We start from the raw sequence: 22,811 nt of genomic DNA, 5'->3' as shown, positions 1-22,811 counted from the left end.
GAAAACGCCCCTTATCCGAATGGATAAGGGGCGAGTGAATTACAGCGCGGCGATAACCGCCTGCTGCTCAATCAGCTTCGCTTTCGCTTCCGCATAACCTTCCAGCTTCTCACGCTCTTTGGCGATCACCGCTTCCGGCGCGCGGGCCACAAAGCCTTCGTTGGAAAGTTTGCTTTCGATACGGCTAATCTCGCCTTCGATTTTGCTCACTTCTTTCGCCAGGCGCGCCAGCTCATCTTCTTTATTGATGAGGCCAGCCATCGGGATCAGCAGCTCGGCGCCGTCGATAATTTTGGTCACGGAAACCGGACCTTTATCATCGGCCGGCAGCACGGTGATGCTTTCCAGACGCGCCAGGTTCAACAGGAAGCTGCGGTTATCGTTCACGCGACGAATCGCGGCATCGCTGCAGCCGCGCAGCAGCAGCTCAAGCGGCTTACCAGGGGCGATGTTCATTTCCGCACGGATGTTACGCACGGCGACGATCGCCTGCTTCAGCCATTCGGTATCGGCCAGCGCCGCTTCGTCAACCTGAGACGCATCGTACTGCGGGAACGGCTGCAGCATGATGGTATCGGCAGTGATACCGCAAATGACCTTCACGCGCTGCCAGATGGTCTCGGTGATGAACGGAATAATCGGGTGCGCCAGGCGCAGCAGACCTTCCAGAACGGTCACCAGCGTGTGACGGGTGCCGCGCAGCTCAGACTCGGAACCGCCGTTCATTACCGGCTTGGTCAGCTCCAGATACCAGTCGCAGAACTGATTCCAGGTAAACTCGTACAGAATGCCTGCGGCGATATCGAAGCGGAAGCCGTCCAGCGCTTCGCGGTAGGCTTTGATGGTCTGGTTGAATTCCGCAAGGATCCAGCGGTCCGCCAGCGACAGGGTCATTTCGCCGCCGTTAAAGCCGCAATCCTGATCTTCGGTATTCATCAGCACAAAGCGGCTGGCGTTCCACAGCTTATTACAGAAGTTACGGTAACCTTCCAGACGCTTCATATCCCAGTTAATGTCGCGGCCGGTAGAGGCCAGCGCCGCCAGGGTAAAGCGCAGGGCGTCGGTACCGTGCGGCTCAATGCCGTTCGGGAACTGTTTCTCGGTGCGTTTGGCGATTTTCTCCGCCAGCTGCGGCTGCATCATGTTGCCGGTACGTTTCTCCAGCAGCTCCGGCAGGGAGATGCCATCAACCATATCCAGCGGGTCGATAACGTTGCCCTTCGATTTGGACATCTTCTGGCCTTCGTCATCGCGGATCAAACCGGTCATATAGACGGTTTTAAACGGCACCTGCGGCTTGCCGTTTTCATCTTTGATGAAGTGCATGGTCATCATGATCATGCGGGCAATCCAGAAGAAGATGATGTCGAAGCCGGAAACCATCACGCTGGTCGGATGGAACTGGCGCAGGGCATCGGTGTTTTCCGGCCAGCCAAGAGTAGAGAACGTCCACAGCGCGGAGGAGAACCAGGTATCCAGCACGTCTTCGTCCTGGCGCAGCGCCACGTCGGCGCCGAGGTTATTTTCCTGGCGTACTTCGTCTTCGGTGCGGCCAACGTAAACGTTGCCGTCGTTGTCGTACCATGCCGGGATGCGGTGACCCCACCACAGCTGACGGGAGATACACCAGTCCTGAATGTCGCGCATCCAGGAGAAGTACATGTTTTCGTACTGCTTCGGCACGAACTGAATGTCGCCGTTCTCGACCGCTTCAACCGCCGGTTTAGCCAGCACGTCGGCACGTACGTACCACTGATCGGTGAGCATCGGTTCGATAACGACGCCGCCGCGGTCGCCGTATGGTACGGTCAGATCGTGCGGTTTAATCTCGTCCAGCAGGCCCAGCGCGTCGATGGCGGCAACCACCGCTTTACGCGCGGCAAAGCGCTCCAGCTTCTGGAACTCCGCCGGGATGGCGTTTGAGTAGACGTCGGACTCGTTGCCTCTGGTGTCGTAAACTTCCGCGGTTTCGCGGATATCGCCATCAAAGGTCAGGATGTTGATCATCGGCAGCGCATGACGCTTGCCCACTTCATAGTCGTTAAAGTCGTGCGCCGGGGTGATCTTCACGCAGCCGGTGCCCTTTTCCATATCGGCGTGTTCATCGCCAACAATCGGAATACGGCGGTCAACCAGCGGCAGAATGACGAATTTGCCGATAAGGTCTTTATAGCGCGGATCTTCCGGGTTAACGGCCACGCCGGTATCGCCCAGCACGGTTTCCGGACGGGTGGTAGCGACGACCAGATAATCTTTACCGTCAGCGGTTTTCGCGCCGTCGGCCAGCGGATAGCGGATATGCCACATCGAGCCTTTAGACTCGCGGTTTTCCACTTCCAGATCGGAGATGGCGGTACGCAGTTTCGGGTCCCAGTTGACCAGACGCTTGCCGCGATAGATCAGATCTTCTTTGTACAGGCGGACAAAGACTTCTTTTACGGCGTTGGACAGGCCTTCGTCCATGGTGAAGCGCTCGCGCTCCCAGTCCACGGAGTTGCCCAGGCGGCGCATCTGACGGGTAATGGTGCCGCCGGATTCCGCTTTCCACTGCCAGATTTTATCGATAAAGGCGTCCCGACCGTAGTCGTGGCGGGTTTTACCTTCTTCGGCGGCAATCTTACGCTCAACCACCATCTGGGTAGCGATACCCGCGTGGTCGGTACCGGCCTGCCACAGGGTATTTTTACCCTGCATGCGCTGGTAGCGAATCATGGTATCCATGATGGTTTGCTGGAAGGCATGACCCATATGCAAACTGCCGGTGACGTTCGGCGGCGGGATCATGATGCAGAAACTTTCCTGGCTTTCGTCGCCATTGGGTTTGAAATAGCCCTGCTTTTCCCAGTGCTCGTAAAGCGGCTGTTCGATATCTTGGGGGTTGTATGTCTTTTCCATTATTTCCAGGTTGCCGTGTTCAGGTTGAAACCAGCCATGCGGTACGCTTTATAGCGTTCGCGCGCCAGTTGTTTCAAAGAGTCTTCATAAGGGACGAAGTCTATCACTTCTGTGAAAGCGGTGGCAAAATCTGCAAAGTTTAGCCGCAGGCTAATCAGAATATCCCGCGGGCTGCTGTTGCGTTTTTGCGGCCAGGCGATCTCCACCGGCGCGCCGCCGCGCGGACCTTCCCCCGCCAGATTATGCGGAACGAAACTTTCTGCGGGGCGTGCCCAGAGCGCTTCGTCCAGACGAATGGCCTGCTGCTCATCTTCGCAGGCGATGAGCACGCGTTTACCGCTGCGCCAACGTTCTGCGGCAATGTCACACACCAGCTGTTCAACGGCGCTCAGGCCATCCTGTTGCGTATCATTGTCCAGAAGATAGAACGTTGCGTTTTTCATATATGGGGCTTCTTGTGGTGACTTTAAATGCTTAAGCCGGGCGGCGCTACGCTGACCCGGCCTATAAACGGTATCTTTCCAGAGGCCCGGCAAGCGTAACGCCGCCGGGCATCAGACGGCAATTACTCTTCGCCGGTAAATCCGGCGCGGTTGAGCAGGAACTGCGACAGCATCGCCACCGGACGACCGGTCGCGCCTTTGGCCTTCCCGGAACGCCAGGCGGTGCCGGCAATATCCAGATGCGCCCAGTTGTATTTACGGGTAAAGCGCGCCAGGAAGCAGCCTGCGGTAATCGCTCCGCCAGGACGGCCGCCGATATTGGCCATATCCGCAAAATTTGACTCCAGCTGTTCCTGGAACTCGTCGGCAAGCGGCAGACGCCATGCGCGATCGCCCGCCAGTTCGGACGCGCCGATCAGCTCGTGGGCCAGCGGATTATGATTCGACATCAGGCCGGTGATGTGGTGGCCGAGCGCGATCACGCAGGCGCCGGTCAGGGTGGCCACGTCGATAACCGTTTCCGGCTCGAAACGCTCAACGTAAGTCAGCACATCGCACAGCACCAGGCGACCTTCGGCATCGGTGTTCAGCACTTCCACCGTTTGCCCGGACATCGTGGTCAACACGTCGCCAGGACGATAGGCGCGGCCGCCAGGCATGTTTTCACATCCGGCCAGCACGCCGACAACGTTCAACGGCAACTGAAGTTCCGCCACCATGCGCATCACGCCGTACACCGCCGCCGCGCCGCACATATCGTATTTCATCTCGTCCATGCCTTCTGAAGGCTTGATGGAGATACCGCCGGAGTCAAAGGTCAGGCCTTTACCCACCAGCACGATAGGCCGCGCGTCTTCTGCCGGGTTACCTTTGTATTCGATAACCGACATCAGCGATTCGTTCTGCGAGCCGTTGCCGACCGCCAGATAAGAGTTCATTCCCAGCTCTTTCATCTGCTGCTCGCCGATAACGCGGGTAATGACGTTCTTACTATAGGTATCGGCCAGCTGGCGCGCCTGGGAGGCCAGATACGCGGCGTTACAGATGTTGGGCGGCATGTTGCCCAGATCTTTCGCCGCTTTGATGCCGGCGGCGATCGCCAGACCGTGCTGGATAGCGCGTTCGCCGCTGGTCAGCTCGCGACGGGTGGGAACGTTGAAGACCATTTTACGCAGCGGGCGACGCGGCTCGCTTTTGTTGGTTTTTAACTGGTCGAAGCTGTATAGCGTCTCTTTGGCGGTCTCGACGGCCTGACGCACTTTCCAGTAGTTATTGCGGCCTTTGACGTGCAGTTCGGTCAGGAAGCAGACGGCCTCCATTGAACCAGTATCATTCAGCGTATTGATGGTTTTCTGAATAACCTGCTTATACTGACGCTCGTCCAGCTCGCGTTCTTTACCGCAGCCAATAAGCAGAATGCGCTCCGACAGAATGTTCGGCACATGGTGCAGCAATAAAGTCTGGCCAGGTTTGCCTTCCAGCTCGCCGCGACGCAGCAGGGCGCTGATATAACCGTCGCTAATTTTATCAAGCTGTTCGGCGATGGGGGAGAGACGACGTGGTTCAAAGACGCCGACCACGATACAGGCGCTCCGCTGCTTCTCCGGGCTACCGCTTTTTACACTGAACTCCATGCACTACGCTCCTGAATCTTAAAGACAACGACGGTGGCTACGGATAGAATTGAAAGCTTTCGTAACTCATGTCCGCTGTTGTGGTGACTTCGTGTTAATCTTAACGTTATTACGGCCTTGGTTCGTCAGAAAAGATCCTGATACGCAGAACCAGCGAGTCATTTAATCTTAGCGATGTTTTCGACGACTAAAGAGAATAAATGACGTTTAAGCCATGAAACAAGCAATTTTCCTGCAATAAAACGGGTTTTTACGGGCGTATTTATAGTGATAATCATAAGATATCTGGTTCGTGAGACGCTGAAAAGCCAGTTGGCGATCCTATTCATCCTGCTACTCATTTTCTTCTGTCAGAAACTGGTCAGGATCCTCGGCGCCGCTGTTGATGGCGATATCCCGACAAATCTGGTGCTCTCGCTGTTAGGGCTGGGCGTACCTGAAATGGCGCAGCTTATTCTGCCCCTGAGTTTATTCCTCGGGCTGCTGATGACGCTGGGCAAACTGTATACCGAAAGCGAAATCACGGTGATGCACGCCTGCGGCCTGAGTAAGGCCGTGCTGGTGAAAGCCGCCATGATCCTTGCGCTCTTTACGGGCATTATCGCGGCGGTCAACGTGATGTGGGCGGGGCCCTGGTCGTCCCGTCATCAGGATGAAGTGCTGGCGGAAGCGAAAGCAAACCCCGGCATGGCCGCGCTGGCCCAGGGCCAGTTCCAGCAGGCCAGCGACGGCAGCGCAGTGCTGTTTATTGAGAACGTAAACGGCAACCGTTTCAGCGACGTCTTCCTTGCCCAACTGCGGCCACGAGGCAACGCGCGCCCTTCGGTGGTGGTCGCGGATACCGGCGAGCTCTCGCTGCGTAAAGACGGTTCGCAGGTGGTGACCATGAATCAGGGCACCCGCTTTGAAGGCACCGCGATGCTGCGCGACTTTCGCATTACCGACTTTAAAAACTATCAGGCGATTGTTGGCCATCAGGCGGTGGCCTCCGATCCGAACGATACCGAGCAGATGGATATGCGCACCCTGTGGCGTACCGATACCGATCGCGCCCGGGCGGAGCTGCACTGGCGCTTCACGCTGGTGGCAACGGTATTCATCATGGCGCTAATGGTGGTGCCGCTCAGCGTGGTGAACCCGCGCCAGGGTCGCGTGCTGTCGATGCTGCCGGCGATGCTGCTCTATCTGGTGTTCTTCCTGCTGCAAACGTCGATTAAATCGAGCGGCGGTAAAGGCAAAATGGATCCGATGATCTGGATGTGGGCGGTAAACCTGCTCTATTTCGCGTTGGCCGTGCTGTTGAACCTGTGGGATACGGTGCCGATGCGCCGCTTCCGTGCCCGTTTTAACAAAGGAGCGGCGTGATGCAGGCGTTTGGCGTACTTGACCGTTATATCGGTAAGACGATTTTCAATACCATCATGATGACCCTGTTCATGCTGGTTTCCCTGTCGGGCATCATCAAGTTTGTCGACCAGCTGAAAAAGGCCGGGCAGGGCAACTATGATGCGTTAGGGGCCGGAATCTACACGATTCTCAGTGTGCCGAAAGATATCCAGATCTTCTTCCCGATGGCGGCGCTGCTCGGCGCGCTGCTGGGGTTGGGCATGCTGGCGCAGCGTAGCGAGCTGGTGGTGATGCAGGCTTCCGGCTTTACCCGCCTCCAGGTGGCGCTGTCGGTGATGAAAACCGCGATTCCGCTGGTGCTGCTGACCATGGCGATGGGCGAGTGGGTAGCCCCGCAGGGCGAGCAGATGGCGCGCAACTATCGTGCTCAGCAGATGTACGGCGGTTCGCTGCTTTCCACTCAGCAGGGCCTGTGGGCGAAAGACGGCCATAACTTTGTTTATATCGAGCGGGTAAAAGGTAACGATGAGCTGGGCGGAGTGAGCATCTACGCGTTTAACGACCAGCGCCGTCTGCAGTCCGTTCGCTACGCCGCTTCGGCAAAATTCGATACCGAAAATAAGCTCTGGCGACTGTCGCAGGTGGATGAATCCGACCTGACCGATCCGAAACAGGTCACGGGGACGCAGACCGTCAGCGGGACCTGGAAGACCAACCTGACGCCGGATAAGCTTGGCGTGGTGGCGCTGGATCCGGATGCGTTGTCAATCAGCGGCCTGCACAACTATGTTACCTATCTGAAGTCCAGCGGTCAGGATCCGGGCCGCTATCAGCTCAATATGTGGAGCAAAATCTTCCAGCCGCTGTCGGTGGCGGTGATGATGCTGATGGCGCTGTCGTTTATCTTTGGCCCGCTGCGTAGCGTGCCGATGGGCGTCAGAGTCGTGACCGGGATCAGCTTCGGTTTTATCTTCTACGTGCTGGACCAGATTTTCGGCCCGCTCACCCTGGTCTACGGCATCCCGCCGATAATCGGCGCGCTGTTGCCGAGCGCCAGCTTCTTCTTGCTGAGCCTCTGGCTGATGATGCGTAAATCCTGACGTAACGCGCCCCCTTCCTGAATCAGAAAGGGGGCGTTTTTTTTAGCGTTTCCGTCCGCCAAGTAAGCTTCCCAGCATTCCCCTGACTATCTGCCTGGTGACCTGACGTACCGCGCTCTTCGCTGCCGTTTGCACAATGCCGTCGCGTTTGCCGCCGCGCGGCCCGGTAGTGCCGAACAGGATATCTTTGAGCCCGCCGAGCAGGCCGTCGTCATCGCCGTTTGGCTGGCCTTTTGCGGGCGGGGATTGCTGCTGCTCAGTTGTGGCCTGCACGCCCTGCTGCAGCATTTCAAACGCCGATTCACGGTCGATCTCTTCTTCATATTTTCCGTACAGCGGCGAGTGGTTAAGCAGTCCGTTACGTTCGTCATCGGTGACCGGGCCCATGCGCGAGCAGGGCGCGATAACCATCGCCCGCTCTACTATCGAGGGGCTGCCTTTCTCATCAAGAAAGGAGATCAGCGCCTCGCCGGTGCCCAGCTCCTGGATCGCCTGCTCGGTGCTGAACGCCGGATTCGCGCGCATAGTTTGCGCGGCGGTTTTTACCGCTTTTTGGTCTTTCGGCGTGAAAGCGCGCAGGGCGTGCTGCACCCGATTGCCCAGTTGACCCAGCACCGCATCGGGAATGTCCGCCGGGTTTTGTGAAACAAAATAGACTCCGACGGCTTTAGAACGAATCAGGCGGATGACCTGCTCGATTTTATCCAGCAGCACCTGGGGCGCATCGTTAAACAGCAGATGCGCCTCATCGAAGAAAAAGACCAGCTTTGGCTTTTCCTGGTCACCGGCCTCCGGCAGACGTTCGTAAAGCTCGGAAAGCATCCACAGCAGGCTGGCGGCGTACAGCTTCGGCATCTGATAGAGCTTTTCCGCGCTCAGGACATTAATTACCCCTTTACCCTGCGCATCAACGCGCATCCAGTCCTGGATATCGAGCATGGGTTCGCCGAAAAAGTGCTCTGCACCCTGCTGCTCCAGGGTCAGCAATCCGCGCTGAATCGCCCCGACGGAGGCGCTGCTGATGTTGCCGTACTGGTTCTGAAAAGCTTTGGCGTTGTCGCCAATGTGTTGGGTAATCGCGCGCAGGTCTTTAAAGTCGAGCAGCAGCAGCCCGCGGTCGTCGGCGATCCGGAAGATGATATTCAATACCCCGGACTGAACCTCATTGAGGTTGAGCAGGCGAGCCAGCAGCAGCGGCCCGAGATCGGAAACCGTGGCGCGGACCGGGTGGCCTTTCTCGCCAAAGATATCCCATAGCACTACCGGATTAGCATGCGGCTGCCAGTCCGTTGCGCCGATTTTTTCCAGCCGCGCCTGCAGTTTTTCCGAACTTTGGCCCGCCTCAGCGATACCGGTAAGGTCGCCTTTCACATCGGCCATAAATACCGGAACGCCGATTTCCGAGAAAGATTCCGCCAGCTTTTGCAGCGTGACGGTTTTACCGGTCCCCGTGGCGCCGGTAATTAAGCCGTGGCGGTTCGCCATAGCGGGCAATAAATGCAGCTGTTTTTCCAGCGTGCGTGCAATCAGCAGCGGTGAGCTCATGAGCGATTTCTCCATTTATCCTGCTGCGAGTATAGGCAACCTGATAGCAAAAGTGGGGAGATCGCGCACGCCTTCGCTTATTCCCTTCAGGCGCAGTGGCGCTGAACTAACGCGATACTCTGCTCGATTTCGCGGCGGATATCGTCTTCGCTCCAGTTTGCCAGCTCCGGTGAGAAGGGCTCGAACGCATATACGCCCTGATAGCCGCGGGCCTCCAGGTTTTTGACCTGCTCGCAGCTTTGCAGCTGGTCTTTTTCGGTCAGCATAATGCGTTCGTTGTCGGTCAGGGTTTCGCGCGGGCGGGTATCTTCTACGCCGGAAAGATGCACCAGGCCGATTTCGCCGACATCCACCTGGCTAAACTCCTGCTCCGCCTGCGGATAAAGATGATGGTGAAAGGTATCGATCAGCAGCTTAAACGGCACCCGTGCGTCGTGAATCAGCGTTTGCGCCTGCGCCGAGGAGCGCAGCGAGCTTTGCGGGAAGCCGAGCGGCTCGACGAGTCCCTCAATGCCATAGAAGGCGAATAGCGGTGCCAGGTCGCGCAGGGCCTTAAGGGTTTCGCTCGCCGGAACCTCGGTACCATCGTTCAGCGGGCACAGCACCAGCGATTTCGCGCCGACAGCTTTGGCCTCTTTTAGCAGGGACTCCGTCAAGCTGCGAACCTCTGCGGTGCGGCAGTTGAAAGGATAAACCGCGTTGATAGTGAGGATCTCAATATGGTAGCGGTCAGCCAGTTCACGAACCTGCTGGTGGCTCAGGTCGTCGGTCACTTTTCCGCTGGGGAGGTCGTTACGTAGCTCGACTTTGTTTAGCCCGAGGCTGTTCACCAGCCGGAAGAAGGCCTCAATGCTGAGGGAAGGGGCAATCTTGCGGTTGATACAGAAACGCTGTGCTGCAATAGCCATTTTGACTCTCCTGAAATAGATAGTTCGGCTTCGTTCGATTACCCCATAGTCAAAACATTTATTCCAAAATTAGCAATGCATGAAATGGCGAATTTTTGAGCCGACTCGCAAAATATTTTTCTTGGCTTCTTTCATTGCGGCGGGTTCCAGAAGGCGCTACGCCTGTTCTCTTTTTATGGGGGTTTTGCCTGTAAGACAGCGTTTCCTTACAAGAAAATGCGACCATCATCACCAAAATACAATTTCATTAATGATGAATATTGAAATATTAATTTCATTTTACTACGGTACAACACAGCAGATCCAGTAATGGGCCGTACTGCGTTGGCCCCCGATACCCCATACATATGAGGCGAGAGCATGACTATCACAGGAAACTTTATTGGCGGGAAGACCGTTACCAGCGGCAGCAACAATACAATGCCGGTTTTCGACCCCGCGACGGGCAAAGTGGTCCGCGAAGTCACGTTATCGACCGCGCAGGAAGTCTCCGATGCGATTCAGGTGGCGCATGATGCTTTTGATGGCTGGTCGCGTACCACGCCGCTGCGCCGGGCCCGCGTGCTGTTTAATTTTAAAATGTTACTTGAACAGCACGCTGAAGAGCTGGCGGGGATTATCGTCAGCGAACACGGTAAAGTCTTTTCCGATGCGATGGGCGAGCTGACGCGCGGCATGGAAGTCGTTGAGTTTGCCTGCGGGATTCCGCACCTGATCAAAGGCGAGTTCTCATCGGATGTCGGCACCGGCGTCGATAGCTATTCTCTGATGCAGCCGCTGGGCGTAGTGGCGGGCATTACGCCGTTCAACTTCCCGGCGATGGTTCCGATGTGGATGTTCCCGCTGGCGCTGGCCTGCGGCAACAGCTTTGTCCTTAAGCCGCCAGCGCTGGCCCCTGGCGCTGCGGTGCGCCTGGCGGAGTTGCTGAAAGAAGCGGGGCTGCCGGACGGCGTCTTTAACGTGGTGCACTGCAGCAATGAAGATGCTGAGCAGCTGTACAAGGATCCGCGTATTGCGGCGGTAAGCTTTGTGGGATCTTCCGGCGTGGCGGAGCATATTTATAAAACCGCCAGCGCTTATGGTAAGCGCGTTCAGGCATTTGGCGCGGCGAAAAACCACGCGATTGTGATGCCGGATGCCGATCTTGATGCCACCGTGAATGCGATTATGGGCGGCGCGTTCGGCTCTGCGGGCGAGCGCTGCATGGCGCTGCCGGTGGTCGTCGCCGTGGGCGATGAAACGGCGGATAAACTCATTGCGCGCCTCAAGCCGCTGGTGGAGTCCCTGAAGGTCGGCCCGGGCTGTATGCGCGGAAAAGAAGAGAACGAAATGGGCCCCGTCGTCTCTGAGGCGCATCAGAAAAAAGTGCTGGGGTATATTGATAAAGGCGTCAGCGAAGGGGCGACGCTGGTAGTTGACGGGCGTAAGCTGCGAGTTGCCGGTTTCGAAGAGGGTTACTACGTTGGCGGAACGCTGTTCGACAACGTGACGCCGGAAATGACTATCTGGCGCGAAGAGATTTTTGGCCCGGTACTGGGTATTGTCCGCGTGGCGGACTACCACAGCGCGCTGGAGCTGGTAAACAGCCATGAGTTCGGCAACGGCAGCGCCGTCTTTACCAGCAACGGCCACACCGCGCGTGAGTTTGTACATGATGTCCAGGCCGGAATGGTTGGGGTCAACGTACCGGTACCCGTTCCAATGGCCTTCCATAGCTTTGGCGGCTGGAAACGCTCCGTATTTGGCGCACTGAACGTGCATGGGCCGGATGGCGTGCGTTTCTATACGCGTATGAAAACCGCCACCGTCCGCTGGCCGCAGGGTCAGCAAACCGTATCTGAATTCAGCATGCCGACGTTAGGCTAATCGGCGAAGGAGAGCGCCATGTCTTTACTGGCTAAAGCAAAAAAAGAAGGGCAGATTCAGCACATCACCCCGCAGAGCGCGGGGTGGAAGTACATTGGTTTTGATGTCTGGATGTTAAAGAAAGGGCAAACCGTTACCCTGGAAAGCGGCGATCGCGAGCTGTGCCTGGTGCTGGTCGCCGGGCTGGCTTCGGTAAAAACCTCGCAGGCCGATTTTCCGAATCTGGGCCAGCGTATGTCGCCGTTTGAGCGGACCCCGCCCTGGTCAGTTTACGTGCCGCCGCAGGATAAAGTCGAAGTGACGGCAGATTCTGACCTTGAGCTGGCGGTATGCAGCGCCCCGGGTAAAGGAACTTTACCGGCTCGAGTTATCTCCCCGCAGGACGTGGGCGTAGAGCATCGCGGTAAAGGGCGTAACCAGCGGCTGGTGCACAATATTCTGCCGGATAGCGCGCAGGCGGACTGCCTGCTGGTGGTAGAGGTTTACACTGACGAAGGAGCGACCAGCTCATGGCCGTCGCACAAGCACGACACGGCGCTGCCGGGTCAGGAAACTCAGCTGGAAGAGACCTACTACCACCGTTTCGATCCGCCGCAGGGTTTTGCCTTCCAGCGCGTCTATACCGATGACCGTAGCCTTGATGCCTGTATGGCTCCCTACAACCACGATGTGGTCATGGTACCGCGCGGCTACCATCCGGTAGCGGCGATTGCCGGGTATGACAGCTATTATCTGAACGTGATGGCCGGTCCGGATCGCAAATGGATGTTTACCTGGGAAGAGGATCACGCGTGGATCAACAGCCCTGATTATCCCCGCCACGATTAACAACCGTTGATGACAAAAAGGCCGGTTAGCTATGCTAGCCGGCCTTTTTGATCCTGTAGCCCGAATAAGATCGTCGTCGCAATTCTGCCACATCCCCGGCTCGCGCTGCGCTTAGCCGGGCTACGGGTTTACCGTCGTCTGCGGACAAGTCGCCCGGATAAGACGTTTACGTCGCAATCCGGGAATAATGAAAAATTTAAGCCAGCTGCTTCGTTTCTGCATCCTTGCTGCTGTTCAGCGCCAGCGAGACCGCCAGCGTCTGAGCCAGACACAGGGAGGCCACCTGCGAGCGGAAACCATCAACCTGCGCCTCGCGCACGACAAAGCAGACGTCGCTGAAGGCCGCCAGCGGGCTGACCTGGCTGTCGGTAATCGCTATCTGACGTGCTTTACGCTGCGCGCCGAGCTCCACCAGTTCAACCACTTCCCGCGCATACGGAGAGAAGCTCACCGCCACGACGACATCTTTCGGCCCGACCAGGCTGAGCTGTTCGGTAAACATGCCGCCCAGACCGTCAATCAGGAACGCTTTACGGTCCAGATGGCGCAGGGCGTAGGTCAGATAGGAGGCGACGCTAAAAGAGCGGCGCAGGCCGATAACGTAGATATTTTCCGCTTCCGCCAACAGCGCGACCGCACGCTGCAGATCCTCGCCGGAGGTCTGCATCGCCAGCTGCTGCAGCGCCTGAGTATTAACCATAGTGAACATATTCAGGATTTCGGTCGGCGTTTCCGGCGGGGTTGCGTCATCCGTGGTGGTCTGGCGGAACAGACGCGCGCGCTCGGTATAGTTAGCAGTCTCTTCCATCAGGTGCTGCTTGAACATCTGCTTCATTTCGTTGAAACCGCTAAAACCAAAGGCGTTAGCGAAGCGGATCAGCGTGGAAGGGGGGACGTCAGCTTGTTGCGCGATAGAGGCCACGGTATCGAAAGCCACGCTATTGCTGTTATCGAGAATATAGCGGGCTACCTGTTTCAGGCGTTTGCTTAACGTATCGTAGCGACGCCTGATTTCATCCTGCAAGATGGTAAGTTGGGTCGGATTATTGGCCATAGATTGCGCTCTGAGAAAATGAAAGGAATATAATTTCCAGTGTATCAAATGAAGCGAATTTTTCATTTACTACGATGAAATACGCGATTCATTTCACGAAGATCCAGAAAAAAGCCCGCATCTTGGGGAAAGGATGCGGGCCTGGTTAGTATCAGCCGCGGGCTTCTCGCCAGTAGCCGATGAGCGTGAGGTAGTTGCGTTTCACTTCGTTAATCAGCGCCTCGTCGCTGAGCTCTCCCTGCATCCAGCGCCGTGAAGGCTGGCCAAAAATGGTGCGTCCTACGGCAAAACCTTTGATCATCGGATGCTTCGCCGCTTCGGCAAAACCGGCGCGCAGACGGTCCGAAGGGGCGTCCAGGCCGAGGATTAAGATCCCGCGGCACCAGCTATCTTCGCGCGCGATCAGTTTGCCAATCCTTTCCCATTCCGCGCTCGACAGCGGCGGCAGCTTCCACCAGTCCGGCTGGATGCCCAGCTGATAGAAGTGCTCCAGCATGTCGTGGTAGTGGCGTTCATCTTTATCCGGGCCGTTTTCCGGCAGAATAATTTCCAGCAGCAGCTCATGCCCGGACTTGTTGCACGCCTGCCAGACCTCCAGCAGCAGCGCATCCTGTTCGGCGCGCAGCTCGGCCGGGTCGGCCGGGTGGTAGAAGACCAGGCATTTCACGACGTGCTCCAGCGGCCAGTCGATAAGCTGGGAACCGATGTTGCCATGTTCCAGGCGCAGCGGGCGCGAGCTTGGCATTTCAATCGGCCGGCCAATCCACCAGCCCTTGCCGGTGATGGCATTGAGCGAGCGCTGGCCGTAGGTGCCATCGGCGAGAATGCCGCTGCGGCCGTCAAGACCGGCTTCGTCTGCGGCGGCTTCCGCGGCCGCCAGCAGCAGCAGCTTCAGCTGCGGAATACAGGATTCATCACGCCCGGTTTCCAGCGCCAGGTCTGCCAGCTGCTTACGGTGGTCAAAGGCGAAAATGCACAGCTCCGGCCACGCCTGGCGGCGGCTTGTGACGCGATGGAGATGGTTGAGGCGAGCGTCGATATCCGGACGCGGGACAGATTCTGCTCGCGACAGATAGTCGTCAAGTTCGGCTTTGGTTGGCATCGCGGGCGCGCAGCCGTGACGTGAAACCACCAGCGCGCCGCAGGCGTTAGCGTAGCGACAGGCCTGCTCCCAGCCTTCGTCGTTAAGCCAGCCGCGCAGCAGGCCGGACATAAAGGCATCGCCAGCGCCGAGGACGTTAAGCACGTCTACGCGCACGCCCTGCTGCAGCGGCACGCTATCCCAGCTGTCGGGAATGTCGCCTTCCAGCACCACGCAGCCCATCGGACCGCGTTTGCAAACCAGCGTCGCTTTCGTGGCGTTACGCACGTTTTTCAGCGCGGTCAGAGTATCGGTACTGCCGCCGGCAATATGAAACTCCTCTTCAGTCCCCACCACTAAATCGAACAGATGCAGGACTTCCTGCAGCTGGCTGGTCACCTGACCGGACTCAATGAAACGCGTTTCGCCGTCGCCTAAAGAGGTTAACCCCCAAAGCACCGGACGATAGTCGATATCCAGCGCCGTACGCAGGCCGTGACGGCGCGCGTACTCCAGCGCCTTCAGCACCGCTTCACGCGTGTTGGCGTGCGAAAGGTGGGTACCGGTTACCGCCAGCGCCCGGGAGGAGGCGATGTACTCTTCCTTAATGTCTTCTGGCGAAAGGGCCATATCGGCGCAGTTATCGCGGTAAAAAATGAGCGGAAATGTCTCCTGATCTTTAATCCCCAGCATCACTAACGCCGTCAGGCGCTGCTTATCGGTGATCAGATATTCGGTATCGACGCCGGCGCGGCTGAGCGTTTCGCGTAAAAAACGACCATTGTGCTCATCGCCCACGCGGGCAAGCATCGCCGATTTTAATCCCTGTATAGCGGTGCCGAAGGCGACGTTGCCGGAAGAGCCACCCAGGTACTTAGAAAAACTGGCAACATCTTCCAGCCTCGCGCCAATCTGCTGGGCATAGAGATCGACTGCCACCCGGCCAATACAGATGACGTCGAGTCGCTTTACTGCTGCATTCATAGCTAGGGTTTCCTTTTGCATTTCTGCTGTACGGAAGAGTCGGGATGCCGACAGCGTCTCCGAAAACAGCCTGAGGGTTATTGGTTATCCCTAGTTTGAGAAATAAATATTTCATTTGCAAACTAGATCGAAATTAAAAAACCAAAAATGTGAGGGATATACCACTCTGCCGCGCCGAGCCCCATTCTGCCTCAGATCCTGCGCGCCGAGGTAAAGCTGAACTACCGGCCATTTACTATCACTCTTTACCTATGATTTTTAAGGGGATATTAAGAGCAGTACCGCGTAAATTGCGTGTTATCCCGGATACAGGATGTGAATGAAACGGGTGAAATGCATAGAGAGTTTGATCCCTCTCGCAAAATGAAATATTTCTTCTGTATTTCTATTTAATGAAAAAAATGTTTGCCTATAATCCAGAAGTATTCCAGTGGCGTTAACGATTTTCCTGGCCCATCGCTTGTCACGCTGGGCGGGGTAAAACGCTGACCTACACGCAAATACTGAACAATAAGGATTGGGCAACATGGGCAAACTGAGACTGACAATGGCGCAGGCGCTGGTGAAGTTCCTGGATAACCAGTACCTGGAAGTCGATGGCGAAGAGCATAAGTTCGTTAAAGGCATCTTTGCTATCTTTGGCCACGGCAACGTGCTGGGAATGGGCCAGGCTCTTGAACAAGATAGCGGTGAAATGCGGGTCTATCAGGGGCGTAACGAGCAAGGGATGGCGCATGCCGCCACCGGTTTTGCCAGACAGTCCCTGCGTCGTCAGATTATTGCCTGCACCTCCTCCATTGGCCCCGGCGCGGCAAACATGATTACCGCTGCCGCCACCGCGACCGCCAACCGCATCCCTCTGCTGCTGCTGCCGGGAGATGTGTTTGCGACCCGCCAGCCTGACCCGGTATTACAGCAAATTGAGCAGAGCCACGATCTCAGCATTACCACTAATGACGCGTTTCGCGCGGTGAGTAAATACTGGGATCGCATCACCCGTCCGGAACAGCTGATGAGCGCCTGCATCAACGCCATGCGTGTGTTGACCGACCCGGCGGAAACCGGTGCGGTCACGCTCTGTCTGCCGCAGGATGTCCAGGGCGAAGCCTGGGATTATCCGCAGTCCTTCTTTACCCGTCGGGTACACCGCCTTGACCGCCGTCCGGCCAGCGTCGCACAGCTGGCGGATGCGGTGGCGGCGATTAAAGCCAGCCGTAAGCCGCTGATCGTCTGCGGCGGCGGGGTGAAATACTCCGGCGCCGGCGAAGCGTTGACCCATTTTGCCGAACGCTACGGCGTACCGTTTGCCGAAACCCAGGCGGGTAAAGGCAGCGTTGTCTCTTCGCATCCGTATAACGTGGGCGGCGTCGGCGAAACCGGCTGCCTGGCAGCGAACCTGCTGGCGAAAGAGGCGGACTTAGTCATCGGTCTCGGCACGCGTTTCAGCGATTTCACCACCTCGTCAAAATGGATTTTCCAGCACCCGGGCGTGCGCTTCCTCAATATTAACGTCAGCAACTTCGATGCCTGGAAGCTGGATGGGATTCCGATGCTGGCGGATGCCCGCGAAGCCCTCACCGCCCTCGATGACGCCCTGTCCGGCGAATCCTGGCAAGCAGGCTGGGGCGAGCAGATTGAAAGCGTGCAGAGCCGCCAGCTGAAAGAGACCCAGCGCGTTTACCAGGCGGTATGGCAGGAAACCGCTTTCGTCCCGGAAATCGACGACCATCTGGATCGGGAATCGGTGTATCGCGAATTTCGCCAGATAACCGACTCCACCCTGACGCAAAGCAGCGTCCTTGGCGTACTCAACGAAACGCTGCCGGCGGATGCGGTGATTGTGGCGGCGGCGGGGAGCCTGCCGGGAGATCTGCAGCGCGTCTGGCGCAACCGGGCCACCAACACCTATCACGTTGAATACGGCTACTCCTGCATGGGGTATGAAGTCAGCGCCGCGCTGGGCGTGAAGTTAGCCCAACCGCAAAGCGAGGTCTATTCGCTGGTGGGCGACGGCTCATTCATGATGCTGCACTCCGAGCTGGTGACCTCCCTGCAGGAGCGCGCGAAGATCAACATCGTACTGCTCGACAACATGGCCAACGGCTGTATCAACAACCTGCAGATGGAACACGGTATGGACAGCTTCGGCACCGAGTTCCGCTTCCGCTGCGCCGAGTCGGGCCATCTACAGGGCGGCCTGGTACCGGTAGATTTCGCCACCGTCGCTGCCGGCTACGGCTGCAAAACCTGGCGCGTCACGACGCTAGAAGAACTACGCCACGCGCTGGACGCCGCGCGCCGCGAAACCGTCAGCACCCTGATAGACATTAAAGTGCTGCCGAAAACCATGGTGCACAAATATGGCAGCTGGTGGAACGTCGGCGTCGCGCAGTCTGCGCTCTCCGAGCGGATCCGTAAGGTTGCGCAAATGATCAATGAAAAACGCGCTCAGGCGCGGGATTACTAAAACAGAACACAAACCCTGAACCCTACAAATCTCGGGAGAAAACCAACTATGTCACTCAAATTAGGTGTCATCGGTGCCGGCGCTATCGGTAAAGAACATATCCGTCGTTGCACTCAGGTACTGCAGGGAGCCACGGTAGTGGCGGTTTCGGATATCAACGAAGAGAACGCGCGCGCCGCGGTTGCGCTGCCGGGCGTGCATGCCGAAGTGTACGCCGACGGTCATGACGTGATTAAGGCCAGCGATGTGGATGCCATTCTGGTTACCTCATGGGACCCCACCCACGAAGAGTACACGCTGGCCGCCATCGCCGCCGGGAAGCCGGTGTTCTGCGAGAAGCCGCTGGCGATGAGCGCGGAAGGCTGCCGCCGCATCGTTGATGCGGAAATGAAAGCCGGTCGCCGCCTGGTGCAGGTCGGATTTATGCGTCCTTATGACGAAGGCTATCTGGCGCTGAAAAAAGTGATCGATGACGGCGATATCGGCGCGCCGCTGATGCTGCGCTGCGCGCACCGCAACCAGTCGGTAGGTGAGGATTACATCACCAACATGGCGATCACCAACACCCTGATTCACGAGCTGGATGTACTGCGCTGGCTGCTGAATGACGACTATGTTTCCGTGCAGGTGCGCTTTCCGCGCTCCACTTCCCACACCCATGCGCGCCTGAAAGACCCGCAGATCGTGTCGTTTGAAACGAAAAAAGGCACGCTGATCGACGTGGAAGTCTTTGTGAACTGTCAGTACGGCTATGACATCCAGTGTGAAGTGGTGGGGGAAACCGGTATTGCCCGCCTGCCTGAGCCGTCGGCTGTGCAGATGCGCAAAGCCGCTAACCTGTCGACCGCTATCCTGACCGACTGGAAGGATCGCTTCATCAAAGCGTATGACGTTGAGCTGCAGGCCTTTATCAATGATGTTCAGGCCGGCCAGCTGCACGGCCCATCGGCATGGGATGGCTACGCGGCATCCGTTGCAGCCGATGCCTGTATCAAAGCCCAGGGCACCAGCGAGCCGGTTGAGGTGACGCTGCCTGAGTGCCCTGATTTCTACAAACGCTAATCCCGCTTTGCTGACGGAACTTCTTTGCACAGGTAACGACGATGAAAATTGCTTTTGACGTTGATGTCATTAAAGACCTCGGGGTCACCCGAATGGTCCATCAGGTGGCGGAGTGGGGCTACAAGTACATTGAGCAATCGCCGCACCCGCAGATCAACCCGTTCTACAAGCACCCGCGCGCCAGCCGGGAAATTATGGCTGAGTACAAGCAGGCGCTGCGCGATACCGGCGTAGAGCTCTCTTCGTTTATCTGCGTCTACCGCTGGTCCGGTCCGGATGAGCTGCGCCGTCAGGCAGCAGTAAAAAACTGGAAACGGCTGATCGAAATCGCGGTTGAAATGGGTGTACAGGTGATCAACACCGAGTTCTCCGGCGATCCTAACCAGCCGGAGATTTGCGATGAGATGTTCTATCGCTCCATGGAAGAGCTGCTGCCGATTTTTGAGCGCGAAGGCATCCGCGTTGAAATTCAGGCGCATCCGTGGGACTTCTGCGAAGAGAACAACGAAACCGTCGATATCGTGAAGTCGTTCCGCAGCGATAACGTTAAGTACGTTTACAGCGTCCCGCACACCTTCTTCTATGACAAAGGGGTGGGTGACGTTGAGAAGATGCTGCGCTATGCGGGAAGCGATCTCTCCCATGTGCTGATCGCGGATACCCGCAACCATACAAAACACTGCCGCTATATCGTTAACCCACCGGGCGTAGATGCCGTCGTTCACCAGCACGTGGGCGTCGGGGAAGGGGATGTTGATTTCGACGCGCTGTTCCGCACCCTGCGCGATATGAAATTTGCCGAGCAGACCTTCAAGGTCGGCGGTGAGCCTATCGTGGCCACCTCGCTGTTCGGCTACCCGGAAAAAATGAAATACCAGGCAGTGGAAACCCGTGAACTCATCGAACGTGAATTGCTGCGCCGGTAGGCGCAGCGGCAGGAGCCCCCTACTATGAACAAAGATAACGTAAAACTGGCTATCGCCCCGATTGGCTGGACTAACGACGATATGCCGGAGCTGGGCAGCGAGAATACTTTTCAGCAAATCGTCAGCGAAATGGCGCTGGCGGGTTTTACCGGCAGCGAAGTCGGCAGCAAATATCCACGCGATCCGGCGGTTCTCAAGCCGATGCTGGATATCCGCGGCATTCAGATTTGCAACGCCTGGTTCAGCACCTTTTTTGCTAACGGCCAGCGGGAAAAAACCATTGATGAATTCGTTAACCACATGAATTTCCTGCATGCTATGGGCGCGAAAGTGATCGGCTGCTCGGAGCAGAGCGGCAGTATTCAGGGGCTGGAAAAGCCTATCCTGGAGAATGAGAAACCGTGCTTTAGCGAAGAAGAGTGGCAGCGGGTGGCGGAAGGCTATAACACCCTCGGTCGTCTGGCGGCGGAAAAGGGCATGCAGGTCTGTCTGCACCACCATATGGGGACCGGTATTCAGACGACGGCAGAGATCGACAAGTTTATGTCGCTGGTGGATGACAAGGTCTTCCTGCTCTACGACACCGGACACGCCTGGTATTCCGAAGGCGGCGAAGAGCCGATGCTGGCGATTCTGAAAAAATATCTGCCGCGCATTAACCATGTTCACCTGAAAGACGTACGTCCGCCGGTGATCGAGCAGGTGCGCCGCGAAGGACTCTCCTTCCTGGACGGCGTGAAGAAGGGGACCTTCACCGTGCCGGGCGACGGCGTCATTGATTTCCGTCCAGTGTTTAAACTGCTGGACGAGCATGGCTATAAAGGCTGGATGGTGGTTGAGGCCGAGCAGGATCCGGCGCTGGCCAACCCATTCGAATACGCCGTAAAAGCGCGTAAATACATCCGCGAGACGGCAGGAATCTAATCGTTGTTTCATTTTCAGGCCATACGCTGTATGGCCTGCTTTTTTTGCCCCATCACTCAGCAGTAGCTCAAGACGTAGAACGAAAACAACACGTCGGTGAGGCCTCGGCCTCTGCATTCAGACTAGAGCAAATCTTCCCTCAAACAAGGCGGGTTACTGGAGTCTATTATGTCTAAGGAACAATATCTTACACTCAATAAAGCGTCGGGACCGAATAGCAATACCCCGACAACGCCCTTTGTAAAAGTTGTCGCCCTGATCGCGACGCTTGGCGGTTTACTTTTTGGCTATGATACCGGGGTGATTTCCGGTGCCTTACTCTTTATGGGCACCGAGCTTCATCTCACTCCCTTTACCACCGGTCTGGTCACCAGCTCGTTGCTGTTCGGCGCCGCCTTTGGCGCACTGCTATCTGGCAATCTGGCGAATGCGGCGGGCAGAAAGAAAATTATTCTGTGGCTGGCGGTGCTTTTTGCCATCGGCGCGATAGGTACCTCTATGGCGCCGGACGTTAACTGGATGATTTTCTTTCGTCTTATTCTCGGCGTCGCGGTCGGCGGGGCGGCGGCTACCGTTCCGGTCTATATTGCCGAGATAGCTCCCGCGAATAAGCGCGGACAGCTGGTTACTTTGCAGGAACTGATGATCGTATCCGGTCAACTGCTGGCCTATATTTCTAATGCCACGTTCCATGAAGTCTGGGGCGGGGAAAGCACCTGGCGCTGGATGCTGGCGGTGGCGACGCTACCCGCCGTGCTGCTCTGGTTTGGCATGATGTTTATGCCGGATTCACCGCGCTGGTACGCGATGAAAGGGCGCCTGGCGGAAGCTCGTCGCGTGCTTGAGCGCACCCGGCATAAAGATGATGTTGAGTGGGAGCTGCTGGAAATCACCGAAACGCTGGATGAACAGCGCAATCTCGGTAAGCCCCGGTTCAGCGAGATTATGACCCCGTGGTTGTTCAAGCTGTTTATGATCGGTATTGGTATAGCGGTTATTCAACAGCTTACCGGTGTAAATACCATTATGTACTATGCCCCCACGGTACTGACCTCGGTTGGTATGACTGATAATGCCGCACTGTTTGCCACTATCGCCAACGGCGTAGTCTCAGTATTGATGACATTCGTTGGCATCTGGATGCTTGGCAAAATTGGCCGTCGCCCGATGACCATGATTGGTCAGTTCGGCTGCACCGCCTGCCTGGTCTTTATCGGTGCGGTCAGCTATCTGTTACCGGAGACGGTTAACGGCCAGCCTGATGCGCTGCGTGCCTATATGGTTCTGGCAGGGATGTTACTGTTTCTGAGCTTTCAGCAGGGGGCGCTGTCACCGGTGACCTGGCTGCTTATGTCGGAAATTTTCCCAACCCGTCTGCGCGGTATTTTTATGGGGGGGGCGGTATTTTCAATGTGGATTGCCAACTTCCTGATCTCCCTGTTCTTCCCGATACTGCTGGCGTGGTTAGGGCTTTCAGGCACCTTTTTTATCTTCGCTGGTATTGGCGTATTTGGCGCGATATTCGTCATTAAATGCGTACCGGAAACTCGCCACCGTAGTCTTGAACAAATCGAGCACTATCTGCGGGATAAGCTGGACACCAGTGAAGAAGGGCAGGCCGCCAGGGCCCGGCGAATAGTGGCTGAATCGCAGGCGAATAAAGTGTAACGCTGAGCGGTATCTGCGATGCTGGAGCGGTACTCAGCGGTCTGTACGGACCGGGCTAATGAGCCGTATCGAACGATCC

16 protein-coding genes are annotated in these 22,811 nt (G+C 56.9%); 9 read left to right on the top strand and 7 right to left on the bottom strand.

The window, feature by feature from the left end:
- Window positions 1-39 precede the first annotated feature (39 nt).
- The 3 genes from KO1_RS15155 to pepA form a co-directional block, all read right to left on the bottom strand.
- Window positions 40-2,895 carry a valine--tRNA ligase gene (locus tag KO1_RS15155; protein ID WP_004117560.1) on the bottom strand — a complete coding sequence of 952 codons (2,856 nt, stop codon included), beginning with the start codon at window positions 2,893-2,895 and terminating at the stop codon, window positions 40-42.
- A complete protein-coding gene (holC, locus tag KO1_RS15150) occupies window positions 2,895-3,338 on the bottom strand; it encodes a DNA polymerase III subunit chi (RefSeq protein WP_004098129.1) in 444 nt (147 codons plus the stop codon). Before holC ends, KO1_RS15155 begins: the two co-directional genes overlap by 1 nt.
- 122 nt (window positions 3,339-3,460) lie before the next feature.
- Complete coding sequence (pepA, locus tag KO1_RS15145) at window positions 3,461-4,972, bottom strand: leucyl aminopeptidase (RefSeq protein ID WP_004108865.1); 1,512 nt, start codon at window positions 4,970-4,972, stop codon at window positions 3,461-3,463.
- A 267-nt stretch (window positions 4,973-5,239) separates the two neighbouring features.
- Here pepA and lptF point away from each other — a divergent pair, with 267 nt between their 5' ends.
- Window positions 5,240-6,337: an LPS export ABC transporter permease LptF gene (gene lptF / locus KO1_RS15140; RefSeq protein ID WP_004108862.1), complete on the top strand. Its 1,098-nt coding sequence runs from the start codon at window positions 5,240-5,242 to the stop codon at window positions 6,335-6,337.
- A complete protein-coding gene (gene lptG, locus KO1_RS15135; RefSeq protein ID WP_004108859.1) occupies window positions 6,337-7,419 on the top strand; it encodes an LPS export ABC transporter permease LptG in 1,083 nt (360 codons plus the stop codon). Before lptF ends, lptG begins: the two co-directional genes overlap by 1 nt.
- Window positions 7,420-7,461: 42 nt before the next feature.
- On the opposite strand, the gene KO1_RS15130 is transcribed toward lptG, so the two are convergent.
- Together KO1_RS15130 and KO1_RS15125 are read right to left on the bottom strand one after the other, a co-directional pair.
- Window positions 7,462-8,964, bottom strand: coding sequence for a helicase HerA-like C-terminal domain-containing protein (locus KO1_RS15130; RefSeq protein ID WP_024273638.1), 1,503 nt, complete (start codon window positions 8,962-8,964; stop codon window positions 7,462-7,464).
- 86 nt (window positions 8,965-9,050) lie between these two features.
- Window positions 9,051-9,872, bottom strand: coding sequence for a TIM barrel protein (locus KO1_RS15125; RefSeq protein WP_024273639.1), 822 nt, complete (start codon window positions 9,870-9,872; stop codon window positions 9,051-9,053).
- Window positions 9,873-10,232: 360 nt separating this feature from the next.
- On the opposite strand from KO1_RS15125, the gene KO1_RS15120 reads away from it, so the two are divergent.
- Both KO1_RS15120 and iolB read left to right on the top strand, forming a co-directional pair.
- Entirely contained in the window at window positions 10,233-11,738 is a 1,506-nt protein-coding gene (locus tag KO1_RS15120; protein ID WP_004108850.1) for a CoA-acylating methylmalonate-semialdehyde dehydrogenase, read from the top strand.
- Between the two features lie 18 nt (window positions 11,739-11,756).
- On the top strand, window positions 11,757-12,566 hold the full coding sequence (iolB, locus tag KO1_RS15115) for a 5-deoxy-glucuronate isomerase (RefSeq protein WP_004108848.1): 810 nt from the start codon (window positions 11,757-11,759) through the stop codon (window positions 12,564-12,566).
- 196 nt (window positions 12,567-12,762) lie between these two features.
- On the opposite strand, the gene KO1_RS15110 is transcribed toward iolB, so the two are convergent.
- Window positions 12,763-13,620: a MurR/RpiR family transcriptional regulator gene (locus tag KO1_RS15110; protein ID WP_004108846.1), complete on the bottom strand. Its 858-nt coding sequence runs from the start codon at window positions 13,618-13,620 to the stop codon at window positions 12,763-12,765.
- Between the two features lie 151 nt (window positions 13,621-13,771).
- Window positions 13,772-15,685 (bottom strand): bifunctional 5-dehydro-2-deoxygluconokinase/5-dehydro-2-deoxyphosphogluconate aldolase, encoded by a 1,914-nt coding sequence (locus KO1_RS15105; RefSeq protein ID WP_004108844.1) that lies wholly within the window; start codon window positions 15,683-15,685, stop codon window positions 13,772-13,774.
- 526 nt (window positions 15,686-16,211) lie between these two features.
- Here KO1_RS15105 and iolD point away from each other — a divergent pair.
- From iolD to KO1_RS15080, 5 genes are all read left to right on the top strand, one after another.
- Entirely contained in the window at window positions 16,212-18,152 is a 1,941-nt protein-coding gene (iolD, locus tag KO1_RS15100) for a 3D-(3,5/4)-trihydroxycyclohexane-1,2-dione acylhydrolase (decyclizing) (protein WP_032734447.1), read from the top strand.
- Between the two features lie 48 nt (window positions 18,153-18,200).
- Window positions 18,201-19,214 (top strand): bifunctional inositol 2-dehydrogenase/D-chiro-inositol 1-dehydrogenase, encoded by a 1,014-nt coding sequence (gene iolG / locus KO1_RS15095; RefSeq protein WP_004108840.1) that lies wholly within the window; start codon window positions 18,201-18,203, stop codon window positions 19,212-19,214.
- A 41-nt stretch (window positions 19,215-19,255) separates the two neighbouring features.
- Window positions 19,256-20,140 (top strand): sugar phosphate isomerase/epimerase family protein, encoded by an 885-nt coding sequence (locus tag KO1_RS15090; RefSeq protein WP_004098146.1) that lies wholly within the window; start codon window positions 19,256-19,258, stop codon window positions 20,138-20,140.
- Window positions 20,141-20,164: 24 nt separating this feature from the next.
- Complete coding sequence (gene iolE / locus KO1_RS15085; protein ID WP_004108838.1) at window positions 20,165-21,064, top strand: myo-inosose-2 dehydratase; 900 nt, start codon at window positions 20,165-20,167, stop codon at window positions 21,062-21,064.
- Window positions 21,065-21,232: 168 nt separating this feature from the next.
- The gene (locus KO1_RS15080) at window positions 21,233-22,732 is read left to right on the top strand and encodes a sugar porter family MFS transporter (protein WP_004108837.1); all 1,500 of its coding nucleotides are present in this window, start codon (window positions 21,233-21,235) and stop codon (window positions 22,730-22,732) included.
- The last annotated feature ends 79 nt before the right edge of the window (window positions 22,733-22,811 follow it).

It is taken from the genome of Klebsiella oxytoca NBRC 105695, assembly GCF_001598695.1.
Taxonomy (GTDB): domain Bacteria; phylum Pseudomonadota; class Gammaproteobacteria; order Enterobacterales; family Enterobacteriaceae; genus Klebsiella; species Klebsiella oxytoca.
This window is presented reverse-complemented; position numbering and strand designations above follow the sequence as displayed.